Annotated in this window: 10 protein-coding genes; 3 read left to right on the top strand and 7 right to left on the bottom strand. The window is 60.8% G+C overall.

Translation table 11 applies throughout. From position 1 onward, the window contains the following. Nucleotides 1-13: 13 nt before the first annotated feature. Together C3B78_RS03635 and C3B78_RS03630 are read left to right on the top strand one after the other, a co-directional pair. Nucleotides 14-1,765, top strand: coding sequence for a hypothetical protein (locus C3B78_RS03635; RefSeq protein WP_104996855.1), 1,752 nt, complete (start codon nt 14-16; stop codon nt 1,763-1,765). A gap of 279 nt (nt 1,766-2,044) precedes the next feature. Beyond that, a complete protein-coding gene (locus tag C3B78_RS03630; protein ID WP_158677174.1) occupies nt 2,045-2,596 on the top strand; it encodes a hypothetical protein in 552 nt (183 codons plus the stop codon). A gap of 167 nt (nt 2,597-2,763) precedes the next feature. On the opposite strand, the gene C3B78_RS20335 is transcribed toward C3B78_RS03630, so the two are convergent. From C3B78_RS20335 to C3B78_RS03615, 3 genes are all read right to left on the bottom strand, one after another. After that, a complete protein-coding gene (locus tag C3B78_RS20335; RefSeq protein WP_104996853.1) occupies nt 2,764-3,489 on the bottom strand; it encodes a recombinase family protein in 726 nt (241 codons plus the stop codon). After that, nucleotides 3,490-3,981 carry a hypothetical protein gene (locus tag C3B78_RS03620; protein ID WP_104996852.1) on the bottom strand — a complete coding sequence of 164 codons (492 nt, stop codon included), beginning with the start codon at nt 3,979-3,981 and terminating at the stop codon, nt 3,490-3,492. 663 nt (nt 3,982-4,644) lie between these two features. After that, nucleotides 4,645-7,797 carry a hypothetical protein gene (locus C3B78_RS03615; protein WP_158677173.1) on the bottom strand — a complete coding sequence of 1,051 codons (3,153 nt, stop codon included), beginning with the start codon at nt 7,795-7,797 and terminating at the stop codon, nt 4,645-4,647. Nucleotides 7,798-8,676: 879 nt separating this feature from the next. Between C3B78_RS03615 and C3B78_RS03610 the strand changes: the two genes are divergently transcribed. Then, nucleotides 8,677-10,119 carry a hypothetical protein gene (locus C3B78_RS03610; RefSeq protein ID WP_158677172.1) on the top strand — a complete coding sequence of 481 codons (1,443 nt, stop codon included), beginning with the start codon at nt 8,677-8,679 and terminating at the stop codon, nt 10,117-10,119. A 313-nt stretch (nt 10,120-10,432) separates the two neighbouring features. Here the strand turns inward: C3B78_RS03610 and C3B78_RS03605 are convergent, their stop codons facing one another. The 4 genes from C3B78_RS03605 to C3B78_RS03590 form a co-directional block, all read right to left on the bottom strand. After that, nucleotides 10,433-10,645, bottom strand: a complete 213-nt coding sequence (locus tag C3B78_RS03605) for a hypothetical protein (RefSeq protein WP_104996849.1) — start codon at nt 10,643-10,645, stop codon at nt 10,433-10,435. A gap of 110 nt (nt 10,646-10,755) precedes the next feature. Then, nucleotides 10,756-11,727, bottom strand: a complete 972-nt coding sequence (locus tag C3B78_RS03600; RefSeq protein WP_104996848.1) for a hypothetical protein — start codon at nt 11,725-11,727, stop codon at nt 10,756-10,758. Nucleotides 11,728-11,738: 11 nt separating this feature from the next. Continuing rightward, nucleotides 11,739-13,055, bottom strand: coding sequence for a DNA cytosine methyltransferase (locus tag C3B78_RS03595; RefSeq protein WP_104996847.1), 1,317 nt, complete (start codon nt 13,053-13,055; stop codon nt 11,739-11,741). A 118-nt stretch (nt 13,056-13,173) separates the two neighbouring features. Further along, the gene (locus C3B78_RS03590; RefSeq protein ID WP_267895225.1) at nt 13,174-14,037 is read right to left on the bottom strand and encodes a NaeI family type II restriction endonuclease; all 864 of its coding nucleotides are present in this window, start codon (nt 14,035-14,037) and stop codon (nt 13,174-13,176) included. Between the last annotated feature and the right edge of the window lie 52 nt (nt 14,038-14,089).

The raw sequence follows: 14,089 nt of genomic DNA, 5'->3' as shown, positions 1-14,089 counted from the left end.
AAAAGGAATCTAGATGTCACGAGTTGAGTGGACGCGATATAGCGGCGAGGACATTGAATCTGTGGTTGCCATGTTCATCAGTGCGGAGTATCCGGAAGCGGAGCGAATCACTCCGTCGATCGGCGACGGTGGCATTGACGTGCTGGTCAAAACCGATAGGACACGCGTCTATCAGGTGAAGAAGTTCACGCGGCCGCTCACGGACAACCAGAAGAAGCAGGTGGAGAAGTCCGTCGACAGGTTGGTCACCGACCCGCGCGTCAAAGACCTGAAGGTGGACGAGTGGCACCTGGTGATGCCATGGGACGCGACCTTGGAAGCGAAGAAGTGGCTGACGGACTACGTCACTGCAAAGGGTCTGCCGGAACCAATCTGGGATGGCCTGACGCGGTGTGATCTCTGGGCAAGCCAGCACTCCAACATCGTTGACTACTACCTGGGCGGGAACGCTGAGCGCATTCGGGAGATGGCGTTGTCCATCGTTCAGGGATTGCGCCTGAAGAACATTCGGGAAGAGGACGTTCAAGGTAGGGACGTCTCTGGTTTTACGGACGAGCTCAAGGAAACGGTGGAGGTCCTCAACCGCGAAGACCCGTTCTACTTCTATGGAATCCATGTGGAGCCCCAGCTCAAAACTCCCGACAGGGAGGACGTACGCGAGGCGCTGAAGAACATCAGGCCCGGGGTAGTGTTGTCGACCCTAATGGGCGATGGCCGCCTGAGCGTGCAGGTGGACGTCTACGTCAAGAACCAAGTGGCGTTTGAACTGAATCCGCTGAAGATCAACTTCGTCACAACTGCAAAGCCTGGGTCCGACGAAGCCACCGCCATTCAGGACTTCATGAAGTTCGGCAGCCCGATAGAGCTGTCCGCCGGGAGCGTTAGTGGTTCATCTGCGTTGCCCGGAGGACTTGGGGGAGAATTTGAGAACGCAGCCGTAGCGGTGTTTCCGAACTCCAACATCTCGGAAGGGGAACGTGAACTGCGCCTGGTGCTGTTCGACGCGGAAGACCAACAGATTGATTCACTGGTAATCCACCGGCAATACACCACAACAGGTATTCCGACAGACCAGGGTCCACGGGGCATGGAGTCGCGTTTGACTGATGTCCATGGCGTTCTAGATGTCATTCTGAGGCTCGATGTGGATGAGCAGACCTCGAAGATGGCCACAACGGTCCACGCTCCGGATGGCAAGCTTGCCGTCGACGTCCTTCCACCGCTGCGCTTCTATAACAAGATGAAAGCTCCAAATACTTTGGCCGCCGCGCCCCGCTTCGGTCCCATTCCGGACGTTCGAAATTCGCTGTTGGAAAGGGGTGGCACTAGTGCGGACGTGTGGTACGACGTGGCCGAGGCGCTCAGCCTCATCCAGGAGCACACTCCACATCGGCTCCACTTTCCGAACCTTACAGACATCGAGGAAGGCCTCATCGAACAGATTCTTCGTACGGGAGCCCTGCTCAAAGGGCAGACACTGACCCTTAGCACGGGATATGTTGCGACCGAGCATGATCCCCAGGTTTCGGACGACGCAGAGACGACTGTGATGCTCATGCCTTGGAGGATCACCTTGCAGGAGGGGCTGGTCGATCTGGGCTACCTTGCCCACGCGTTCTCCGGCTCGTTCTATAAGCGAGCCGACGAGGGGCCGGACGGTCTGTACGACGTGTGGAGCGTCGATGACGGGAAGGTGCTCGTGAGAATGCTCTCTGAGGAAGAGCAGAAGGCACTTCCGGACATCCCGGAACTATCAGGCTTGTAGCGCGACATTTCACAGTCGGGGAGATACGCTCACGAGTGGAGCTGACAAACTAATACCTCACGGGCGACGGCAGCTTGTCATCCCCGGCACTACCGGTGCCGACTCGAAGTAAGCGGTCGCAAAACGGCGGACAGGACACATTCCTTGTGTGTCGGTCCTACCGCTGTGACTGGTGGTGCAAATAGGCACAAGTTCGCGGATTTAGGTCTCAGCGAGATTTGAGACCGAACAGTTAGGTTTTGCAACGACACTGCAGGACGTCGATGAGGGGAACAACTTTTGACCGGCACCATGGCTGACCTCGGGGAGACCCCGTTCCAGCAGGACATCGAAAAATGGGCTCAGGCGGCAGTGCGAGTGCTGCAGGAAGTAGCCGGCACGTATGGGAACTTCATCTCGTACAAAGAGCTCGCCACCAGGGTTTTTGACGAGACGGGGACCAGCACGCGAATGCTCGTTCCGAACTTCAGCTCAAGGCTGCTGAACCGAGTCATCCACACTTGTCTGGAGAAGGAGCTACCGGCATTGTCATCCTTGGTGGTCAGCGCAACTGACGGTACGGTCGGCTCCGGATTCGACGCAGTGCTACGGGCCTCAGGGCGCGAAGTGCCGGAGACTGCGCTGGAACGCGAACGGATTGCCGCGGCCGAACGCTTGGAATGCTACAGGAGGTGTGGCGCCGACGTGCCAGCCGACGCCGAACCGCGTTTGACACCCAAGTACGAGGTCCGCGTGAACCCGCCGAAGCAAACGGCGCCCAGGCCGAAGCCAGTATGTGCCGTGCACGGGATCCAGCTGCCGGCTACGGGCGTCTGCGACGACTGCGCGTAGCCCGGGGACCTAGGGCCAATGGTGCTGACCGTGCTGCTCCTCGGCGATCTGTGCGCCGACTCGAAGTGTGGCCTCTTTGAATAAAGGCTTGTGAAGCTCCAGTCAATTTCCGGTCGTCGTCAGACGTCGCAGCCGAAATCGTCGGAGGTCCTCATGCCAACTTTCCGTCATCGGTCGCTTTCAGCCGTCGCCCCACCGAGGACGCGACGAACGGTCCGTTCGCTTGTGACCATTAGCCTCGCAATCTCGGCGACAGTTCGGCCGCTGGCTCTCATTCGGACGACCTCGTGCTTTCGTTCGTCAGACAACGCGGGAGGGCGGCCTCCTACGCGGCCTCGCTTCCGCGCCGATTCGAGCCCCGACTGCACTCTTTCTACTAGAACAGCTTTTTCCATAGCCGCCAGTCCTGACATCACGGTCATGACGAGCTGTCCGGCCGGCGTCGCCGTATCCACACCCAACGTGAGGATACGAAGCGATACCTGGCGTTCGTGGAGGTGGTCCACGAGTGTGAGCAAATGCCGTGTATTCCTCCCGAGGCGGTCCAGCGCCTGGACTACTATCGTGTCACCGGGTCGAGCATAAGCGAGCAGCTCATCGAGACCGGGACGAGCTGTCAAACTTCCCGAGACCCCGTGATCCCTAAAAATCCGCTCGCAGCCCGCTTCTTCCAGTACGTCGATTTGTCGGCGAAGATCCTGATCCGTGCGGGACACCCGGCAATAGCCGAGGAGCGAACCGGCAAAAACCCGGGTCGACTCGGCTAGGTTCCGCCGGGTGTTTTCGCCGGACTGCGAAGCGCCCCTGGGACTACCGGCAGTCGCTTGGCCAATAACTTTCGATTTCGCCGGAACGACTACGGCAAGGTCTTTCACACTCGTCACATCTTGCATTTAGTCTTCCAATCGTGTCCGGAGCTGTTCGTCTCGACTCGTCGCAGCTAGTTTTTCCAGCAAATCGTGCCGTCCGCTTGGTATCGTCTCCCGGATGACCTGCACCACGAAACGGACGTCGATGACGGCGCTCATGGCCAGTTCTTCGAGAGGGCCTATGAGCGCGATGTTGGCGTTGCGGGGGTCAGCATCAAGAGGGCACACACCATGAAAGTAACGGTCCAGCCAGCGGGCCCGAAGCATCTTCCCAGCGGCCAATCCCATGACTTCCCGGAACGAACGGCCGGTTGACCGAAACATGAGAATCGCATTTTGTTGTTCCGCAGTCCACTGCATGGCTTCAGGCAGGAGCCTGGCTTCCAACCCCGCAGCAAAGGCGCCCAGGTAGAGTCCATCGACTAGTAGATCCTCGTTAACGCCGCCGGGAGCGTGCTTCACGGCCTCCGAAGCTTCCGCGATCTCGTCGATCGAATACTCAGGTTGCAAGTCCATTATCTGTACTCCGGCAGCCTGCAGGTAAGCCGTCCCTCGGCTAGGGACCGTTTCGGGAGCGGCTTGGGTTGTCCTGGCAGGGACTCTCTGCGGATGCTATGAGACGTCGGTGGCGTGTTCATGGCACTGATGTGTGAGGCCGACAAGCGTCCTCTCACCAACAAGGACTTTGGCAAGCAACCTGCCGACATATTGTGGCCTTCGGTCAAAATGACCAGACATGGCCAAATCATGGCCAACCGGGGATGGTCATCAAAATCCGCGCCACTGCTGGGAAGTAGGCCCCTTATATAGACATAACCGACCAAACCAACCATTAATCTCTCTCTATAGGGTCTCCCTGTTCTTGTTCTTTTCCTACGCCCCGAGCCACAGAGCATGCATAGTTGTATCTCTTCCCTATAGGGGTACTCGTCTGGTCGGTCAGGTCGGTCAGAATCGAGGACGGGCCTTGCTTCCGCTTGTTCTAGGGCTTTTTTGTGTCCACCCTCGCTTGGACACAGCACGGGCGGACGTGGTCATCGCCTTCACAGTTTCTGGCCTTACTCGCGTAAGTACAGATGCTCATCATCAGTACATGCAGAAGCATGCATGAACGGGAGTCAGGGCAAAAGGAAGCCCCGCCGCACGAGGTGCAGCGGGGCTTCTAGAACCAAGGGAGCTTCACTCCCCGTCGTTGCCGCCGACGAGGATGGTATCGACGGTGATGGGAACTCCCGACGGCCGCACGCGGCTGCTACCGGAACCGGACGTCAGGCGTACGGTGTTGGATACGGCGCCACGGCTGTTCGTCGGTCGGGTGATGGACGCCGGGCTCAGCTTTTCGTCCCAGATAGAGGCCCACGCCGAGCCAGTGCCCTGGCCGTGTTGGATCAGGGCGGGGTAGGCTGCTTGGGCTTTTGCGAAGGCCGTCTCGACCTCAAAGACGATGATCTTCTGGCCGTCCTTGGTCACGACCGTCCCGATGGAGGGTCCGTTGGGGCTGAGTTTCCCGTCCGCGCCCGGTCCGGCTGACCAGCCAAGCCGGTGGTTTGCCAGCGCGTCGGAATCTTCGGTGCCCTCGAGGGGGGGCGCCGAGGGATTCTGCGCGTTGATCACATGGGCGCCTCCGGAAGCGAGCAGGGCGGACAGCGCGCGCACCAGAGCGGCTCCTGGGGAAGCCTTCGTGTTTTCCGCCTGGGCTGATGCGACGACGGTGATGATGTCCCGGCCCATGCCGGTCTCCAAGTCGAAGAGGTCTCGCAACTCCTTACCCATGTCCAGCTCCTCTGCGAAAAGCTGCAGGACCTCGAACGTCAGGAGCACGTCCGCGGCAAGCGAGGAGGTACGTTCCAGGGACCCCGTGACTTTGCCCGTCGACTTCATGATGGCTTCGATGGACTTCTGGACGTCTGCACGCCTGTCTTCAAGCCCCTCGAAGAACGCCTCCCAGCCGCCCGGAGTGGTGATGGCGGTCTGGCGGATGAAACGGATGAAGTGTCCGGTAAAGCGTGCCGGTACGCCGCGTTTGGCGAGTTCGTTGATCGCGTCGGTGGGGACCCTTGAACCGGCCAAGCTGCCGTAACCAAGGTAGGCGGGGATAAGGCGTTCTTTCGCGGAGGGGGTGGTCAGCTCGTTCTCCGCTGTGATGATCAGCTGGGCGACCGGCTTGTTGACCTTGCGCGTGCTCATGTCCGCGTTCATGCGGCCCTTCGTCGAGTTGTTGAAGATCGAGCGTGTCAGGTCCGCGAGCTTACCGTCTTCCGCCTCCGCCTGCCTCTTGACCGGTGATGGGGCCAGGTCATCGACAACCCAGATCGGGGTGCGGGAGACGCAGGTTTCGATGTACGCGATCGTGTCCTTGGCCGAGCCTGGGAGCTGGTCCAGCCAGGTGGACCGGCCCTTCGCCCAGAAATACATCATCGCCTTGGCAGTCCAGGTCTTTCCTCTGCCCTTGGGACCCCACAGGAAGATGGTTGCACGGGGCCGCAAGGGGATCGTCGGCCGCAGGGCGCCGGCGAGGACCAGCGCCGCGGTGGAGCGGTCCTTCCAGGCGCCGGCAGTGATGTAGGTGCTCATGATGTCGCGAAGGTCCTGGCGGGCCGATTCCCGCACCGCCTCGTCCTTCAAGTCGTCACCTAGCGGACTGACGCCCACGCCAAACAAGTCAGCGACCGGGATGTCCTGACTGTCCACACCTGCCGCTGTCGTCCCTTCGACGGTTTCCCCGATGACCTGGTCGCCGACGATGAACACAGGAGCGGATCCGTCTACCGGAACCCAGCCCATCTGCTGCCAACGCGTCCGCTTCTTGGTTTCCTCCGGCCGGTTCGTCTTGATGGCCTCAAGAAACTGTTCTCCTTGCTTCTTGCGCGGAGGCCAGTTGGGGTGGAGCAGTACGTTGTTAGGTATCTTGGCGTTCGCCATGATCCAGTCCTGCGGCTGGTGGTGAAGGATCGTGCTAGGTCCGGTGATGACGCCGCTGCCCTCTTTCCCGTCACGCTTCCAAGAAACCTCGATTTCTACCATCGAGTCCGCGCCGTCATGGCTCCTCGCAGTAGCATCGAAAGTGCCTGTGCGCAGTTCCTTATCAGTGGGTTGGCGACGCGTTTCCATCGTCTTGATTCGTCCACCCAGGCGCACGACCGTGGCCCACTGCAAGGAGCTGTTGGTCCCGCTGGGGCCGCCGTTTACGGCGATGCATTCCTCGATGGTATGCCCGTCGGGGGACACGCGAACGGCACCCTTGAATACCGCAGCGTCCACTACCGAGCCTGCAGGCAGTGTGTTCTGCAAAGCGTCGATAAGTGCGGGCCACGCCTTGGCAGCCAGGAGGTCTGCCACGCTGATTCGTTCGGCTTCGTCGTCGGCATCGTTCTGCCTCTTCGGCGCGAGGTACAGCACAGAGGCTGCTTTTTTATTCTTCAGCGCCTCGGCGAACTTTTCGATGTTGCGGTGCACGAATTCGGAGGATTCAGTCTCCGTTGGCACTGCGAGCAAGATGTCCCGGCGCTTGATCCTGATCTCGTTCAGGTCCGTAACGCTCCACGGCATTTGGCCGAACCCAGATGCAGCGAGCACCAGAATTCGATCCTTTTCCGAAATGCGCGCAAGGAGGGCGTGAAGGTCCGCGGTTGGATCCGTCGGACCACCCTCCACGAGCGGCTCCACGGCGGTGAGCTCGGCCCGGGCGGTGCCCGCGTGGAGCAGGTAGGCGCTCAGGACCGCGTCGGCTTCGGCCGCGTCGTTGCAGATCAGGATGGTCCCGTCGGAGTCGATCCAGTCTGTGGGGATGGCAGGGTGGAGGTCCAGCTGTCCGGAAAAATTCGGAATAGTCACTGACGCAATGCGCTTACCGCTCGCATCCGGCCACGGGAGTGATGGGAGGACCTCGTGGTACGAAGGAGCCGGAGTTGCACCGTCCCGATTCGCCCACTGGATGGCCGACGGTGTGAACCGAGGAATCATCAATCCTTCACCGCCCCTTTGGGCGATGGCGGAAGTCAGCTGAAGGCCGAGCCTGCTTCGTCCCTGTAGACCCATCTGCCGGTACAGCTCCCGGTGGTTGGAGTCGTCGATGACGAGGTACCCGCGTGCCTGTGCGACCAGTGGTGCAACGCCGGCCGCTGCCAGTCTGCGGGCCTGTGAGCCCGTGATGAACGTGGCGTAGTCCGCTTCCGTCCACTTCACCGAGGGTGAAAAGGTGCTGACGTTTGTTGGCGTAACCGGGGAAATACCAGGAGGGCAGGAGACGCCGACTGCCACCCTCATTCGCTCCATGACGCCGGGACCGGCGTCTACCGGCTCCACGGCCTCTGTGGTTAATAATGCGTTCACAAAATGTCCTGACTGTAGGTAATCTTTGGGACGCCACTGCCGACGAACCCTCTCCGGCCCCACCCAAGCGAGGACCGAACAGGCTTTTCTATGCGGCCCGGGTCCTGACGGCGGTCAGATTCCCTCACCGGCAGGACGGCACCTTCTGTAAGGGCGACGAAGACCGAACTAATTCAATGGTGCTCAGGCGCCTATAGACAGCGGGCAATACCGGCCGCAGCGCGATAGCGCATCCACATCGTCGCCATTTGGTGGCGGGTCTTCTGCGATCTCCTAGGACAGCGAGGTATAAAAGGAGGTCGGGCTTCGCCCTCCCCCCTTGCCGAACCGCCTACAGATCGACCACTCGCGATGTGTAGAGATGCGACAGCGGTGCAGCCCTCAAGGCGGAAATGAAGATACAGCTGCAAGGTCGTACCCGTTTGGTGCCGGGCGACGCAACGGCGACGACGGCGCCGGGTGCGGCTGGGACTCGGGCGGAATAGACCTGCCAGACGAGTAAGAGCACGGCGCCCGGCGGCTCAGCAGTTCTGAAGGTCAGCGTATTGTCGACCCGCATCGCGGGTACCCCCTTGGCGCAAGACCCCATGGGTCAGGTGACTGAGTCGTCTTCAGCCCGCGCACTCTACGAACGCCGCCAGCACTACCTTTATAAGCCCCGCTAGAACACACCAGCTAGCGCACAAACCGGTCACAGTGCGTCTAACCATCTTGCCTTTGCAACATGTGGCCTCAGATGAAGAGATGATGCCCCAGGTAAGCGGAACACCGCATCCGGGGAAATGCCGATTCTAGGAGCCGATCGCACGTTCCCGGATTCCCCGAATTAGAACGCTGTGGTGACGGCCGTGAATCAAAAATCTGCGCATGTTCTCTCGTATGACCGCACACAAACATGCCACGATCAGCTCCCCCGGGAAAGCCGTGCAGGCGCGACGAAAGCGTGGCCGCGCAAATACCACGGCCCATGTACTGCACGCATCCGAAGCCGCGTCCCGGGCCAGCGACGGGCTTGCCACCCACGACCGGCATGATCCCTATTGGGACAGGCTGTGGGCACCCGGCTCAGCACCTGTATGGTTCACTGAAGCGATTGCCCGAGAAGTGTCCGCCACGAGAGCCGTAAGAATCAACCGCCGACTGCTTACCGAGAAGGACAACGCTTTGCGGCTCCTTCGCAGCAACCGAGGCCGGGCCCACCGTCTCGCCGCGTGGGGAGTCATCGACTCCTGGCGAACGGTCAGCGCCCAGCAACTCGCGGCATTCACTGGCTCCACGCACTTCCTCGACCCGAACTACTCCACCAGTGCAGCATCATTCGCTCTAGGGCTCATCGACCAAGGCACCTACTCGCACCCGATCACCGGTTTCAACCTCAACCGCCTCACCGTCTACAGGCCCTCCAACACTAACGTCTTCGAACAGCACATCGCCCCGACACTCACATGGCCGGAATGGGCCACAGTCACCGGCGGCCTGCCCTGGTCCTCGGCCGGCCGCCCCGGTCGGCACAACATCCTCGCCGCCGAGCTTGGCCTACGCGCCGCAGAGCACCTCCCGATCGGAGCGGTCCTTGGAGAAAAGTTCTCCACCCCGGACCTGCTTGCGGGCACAGGACTGGGCAAGGCAGCCATACCAGGAGACAGACGGCCCGCGGATGGAACGCTCATCCGCAAAGACGGCCTCCGCATTGCCTACGAACTCGTCACCACCGCATCGGACAGCTTCGAACAAAAGGTACGCCGCTGGGCCCAACTCATCATCCAACGCCCCCTCGAGACCTCGGGCCTAACGGTGCTTCTGATCGCCGCCCCGCACCCAGACCGTCCACGGCACACCGCCGCCGACCCCGTCCACGAGATCAAACGACGCCTCAAGCGCGTACTCCAGGAATTCCCCGGCACCGGGCAGGACTCCCCCGCCGCGAGAATCGGGCTCGCTCACTGGGAGGACTGGTTCCCGGGGCAGCATCTCCTGTCTGAGGAATTTCTCAACTTGACCGCCTCTTACGCCGTGAACGGATCCTCCGGGTTCGATCGATGGGCACGGCGGGACCTGCTGGGAGACTACCCGTTCACCGCATGGCGGACCTTCGAGGCCACGGCGGTCATTAACAACGCACCGCTGCTTAGTGCGTCCCCGCACTGGCTTCGTACCGGGGACCACACCGCTCTGATCGGATCTCCCATGGACAGAGCACGAGAGAACGTCCCGCAGCGCCAACCCTCAAAGCAACCGCAGCGGTCGGAGAATCCCGCAAACCCTGTCGCCGTCGGCGCTGGCATAGGTAGTCTCTCTTCTAGGCTGAAGTGCGCATCGTAGCCGTGCGTTCTGGGCTGCGCCTGTACTGCACACACCACCGGCTGGGTTCCTTTGAAGCTCCGGTGGAGCTGGTGATGCCAACGATTAGTGCTAGCCGCGGACATGATCGACCGCCCCTGGAGGCCGGATCACCGGCCGCTAGGCCATCGGGACGCTGTCTGTGGACAGCACACGCGGCTCCGCCGCCTGCTGGAAGCCAGAGATTTACACTACGTGGTGAAACACTCAATCTGGCGAAGAAGTCACCACACCGCGCCTCAGATCTTGGCACCAAAACGCCCGCGGAAAAACTCCTTTGTCGGGACTCTAGCAACTAGGCGTCCGCTAAACCACGCGGCAATAGGTCAGCTTCAACAGCCAGCATCCATTCGCCGTCTCCGAAACGGATCTCGAATAATTGCGTTCCCTTCAGGTCAGCGCCTCTTGGGTGCGCCTCAAAGTAGGGCCATCCATCTCGGGTTTGTGCCACGGCGTCCCGCGTCTCGACGGCGTAAAACCACCCGAGCGGTTGTTCCTGCTCGCCCATGAACTATTTCCTTCGACTCTGTCGCTGCGGACATTCAATAGGGGCGGCTGAAGCCGCCCAACATCTAGCTGCGGGTTGCGCCGCTCCCGGGCTCAGCGGAACAGCTAAGGTCAGATGCCGACCTCGTCGTCATCTTCCCCAACTCCGCCGTCCAACTGCTCAGGGTCGATCACCAGATCGGGTTTGTTCCTTAGCATCCTAATGTCGGCAAACATGTCCGTCAGGTCAAAAATCCGATCCTCCATGCTGATCCATTGTCGGTACGCCTTTGCGTCCGGATTGCTGCCGGTGAGCGTTTCAACGGGGATGCTAGTGCCCGGCGGAAGTTGCGCGAATGGCGAGCGTAAGTCCAAGAGCATTCGCTTGTTTACGTGGTAAACCCGGTCAACCAGCGGGTCAGTGCTGAGGTGCCGCAGGATGTTTGGCTGGAACTCATTGACTACGAATGCAATCTGCAGGTCTGGGCGACGCTTTCTGTAGAAATAAGACTCATGCAGGTACGTGCCGACCCGCTCCTTGCGGAGCGTCCACTTGGTGGAAATTAGGAGTCTGAAGTCACGAGGCCCAAAGAGTACGAGATCCGGGCGCGAGTGGTATCCCTCCGGGGCCAGTTCGAAGCCCTGAAGAGTGCGCAAAGGCGGCGTGCGAGACGGGATGACACCGCAAAGCTTTTCTACCAACACCTGGAGCGCAGTTTCGAAGGCGGCACCGGTGACGTTTGGGTCTCGCTTCGTTTTTGGAGGTCCGAAGCCCTGATTCGCTCTCACTTCGGCACGAGCCTTGCCAATTTGGTCGACGATGGTAAGGGGGTCTCGGGTCTCTCCTGGTACAAGGTGGGTTGCCAGATAATCTGCCGCCCGCGCAGCGAGCATCCGGCCATTTTTTGTATTGAGCTTGTCAGACTCGATGATGTGGAAGTACTCCGTTCCGTCCACATTCTCAGACCACATAGTGATGGCATAGACGTATGCCCAGGCGTTGTCCACTGTCAATTTGCCAAGCAGCGGGGGCAGCACGTTATCGACAAGGTCGGTAATCGTCGAGAAGTACCAGCCCGTAGGGAGTTTGAAGTTTTTCGCCATGGACCTAGGCGCTAACTGATCTTCGAGCGAAGTCGCTCGGTGGCAAATGCAGCGTGGCGCGCGTGATCCACCTGCCCCCGAAAGGCCCGCCACTGACCCAGTCGGAATGTCATGGTCTCACCGCGACGTCGCTCTTCGATCTCGAAGTCCCGACGGATGAATGCAATCCTGCGCTCGATCTCGTCCTCGGTGAAAGTCCCTCCAAGGGTCTTGCGCAGTCCTGCGAGTGAGATGAACCCGGTCTGGTCGCGAAGCGCCCGGTACACCTCGTCGCGGTACTGACTACCAGCGCCATGGTTTCCAAGTGGCTGACCATCCTTGCGGAGCGCGGAGGCGATCGCGAGTCCGATAGCGCGGGCCACTGGCGGCGGAAATGCATTGCCGATCTGTCGGTAGGTAGCTGTCTTCCGGCCCTTGCCGTCACGGAAGTCCCATTCGTACCCGGGTCCAGACCAGCCTTGGATGCGCGCGACCATCTCGTTCGTCAGCTTCGGCATGAAGTTGACGGGCACATCAGGGCCCGGCGCAGCATCCGCGATGCCCAGGCCGTCGACGCCCAGGGAAAGCCATTCCCGCTTCGCACGCGTCGGGCCTAGGTCGGGTCCGCCGTGCTTCTTGGAGCCACCGACGATGGTGGGAGCCACGCGGTGCGCGTTTCGTGCCCAAGCTTCGGCACCGGGCCATCCGTTGGCAGCCATAAGGTCATAGACGGCGGAGCCAACCGTCTGTACGGCGGGCGTCGGTTCGGGCCAAGCGAAGTACGGCGCGAACTCATCGCGCAGGGCCACGAGGATGAATCGCGGGCGAAGCTGAGGGACACCGAAGTCCTTGGCCTCTAGCAGCCGCCAGTCGGCGCGGTAGCCGAGCTCGGTGAAGCGATCCAGTACTGCCTGACGGTAGCCCGCGAAGCGCGGCATCGACAGCCCGCGCACGTTCTCGAGCAGCACAGCGTCGGGCTGCATGCGGCCGGCTGCCTCAACGGCCCACGCGAAGAGATCACGCTCGTCGGACGACCCCAGCTGCTTGCCGGCGAGGGAGAACGGTGGGCAAGGAACGCCGCCTGCGAGCAGCGAAACGCCTCGGTGGTCTTCGGGCTTCCAGACCGACTCGTCCGCGACGTCGCCGATGGCAATGAGCGGCTGAGGTTGGCCGTCTGCAGTCGCAAGTCGGGATAGATTGCGCTCAAGTGTAGCGGCTGCGTCGCGATCGAGCTCGACAGCCAATGTATGCCGAAAGCCTGCGAGGTGCAGTCCGAGACTCTGGCCACCAGCTCCGGCGCAAATCTCTACTGCGGTTAAATCAGAATCACTCGTTTTCGCTTCGTTCACCCCTATATTCTGACAGGAGCCACCGACGATTTTGGGACGCGCGGCTCGTCGGCTCTGGTTGGCACCGAGTGCGAGCCGGAAGTTGCGCTGCAACCCGCCGTGCCCAGGTCAGTTTCGATTACCTAGGCAGTACCGGGGCAGGAAGGTCGATTTCCTCGTCCTGGGCCGCGAGACGCCACCATTCGCCGTCGATGCCGACACCTTCCTCCGGGGCCGCTGGCGTGACACGTACGCTGACGAGTTCCCCGGGTTCGGGAACAACTGCGCCGAGTGCAGCCGCTATGTTGCGCTGGATGAAGTAATCGCCCCCCAGAATCAGGTATCCCTCTGGGCGAAGGGCACTGCGGGAACCGCCGTTGTAGCGCACTCGCTTCATGTAGTCGTCTTGTTGGGCGACGGTGGCGATGATGTTGCGGGACAGACGTCTATTCGTAGCCTGTCGGAAGAGCTCGTTCACGCGAACCTGCCCACTTCGTCCGGCCATAATTTCGGACACCGCCGATGGCGGGAGCTGGAGTAAGGCGTTCGGCTGCATTTGCGCGTCCTTGAACACCCACGTGATTTGAGAGCGGCCCAGCACGTTCAACCCCGTTTTCTTGTCACGGTTTTCGCTGGTTCGCCGGTTTTCCTGAGTTGCCCGCACGACCCCCGCGCTCCACACGGACTTCCGGTCATCGGCCTGTGTGACCAGGACTATTTGCTCGAAGCTCTCGATCGGGAGCATCCATGCCCCGGTATGGGAGTACTTGCAGTCAACTTCAAACCCGGCGATCGTGAAGTCCAACACGCACCCATCTGGGATTTTGAACTCGCGCTGCAAATTGATCTCGATGAGCGTTCCGAAGTGCGTCTTCTCGGTCTTGAATAGCTGCTCGACGCTGTAGCGGCCAGTGTGCTGGCCGTCATAAAGCTGATCGAAGGTTGATCGGAACACCTTCGCCATCCTCGATCCGTCTGGGTCGAGTCGCCTAAGCTCAGTCACGACCGCAACAACAGCAGGATCAGCGACGCTAGAGGGCAGGTCGAATAGGCTC

This window comes from Arthrobacter sp. PGP41 (assembly GCF_002953935.1).
Lineage (GTDB): Bacteria > Actinomycetota > Actinomycetes > Actinomycetales > Micrococcaceae > Arthrobacter.
The sequence above is the reverse complement of the archived record's forward strand: the minus strand, read 5'-3'. Positions and strand labels throughout refer to the sequence as shown.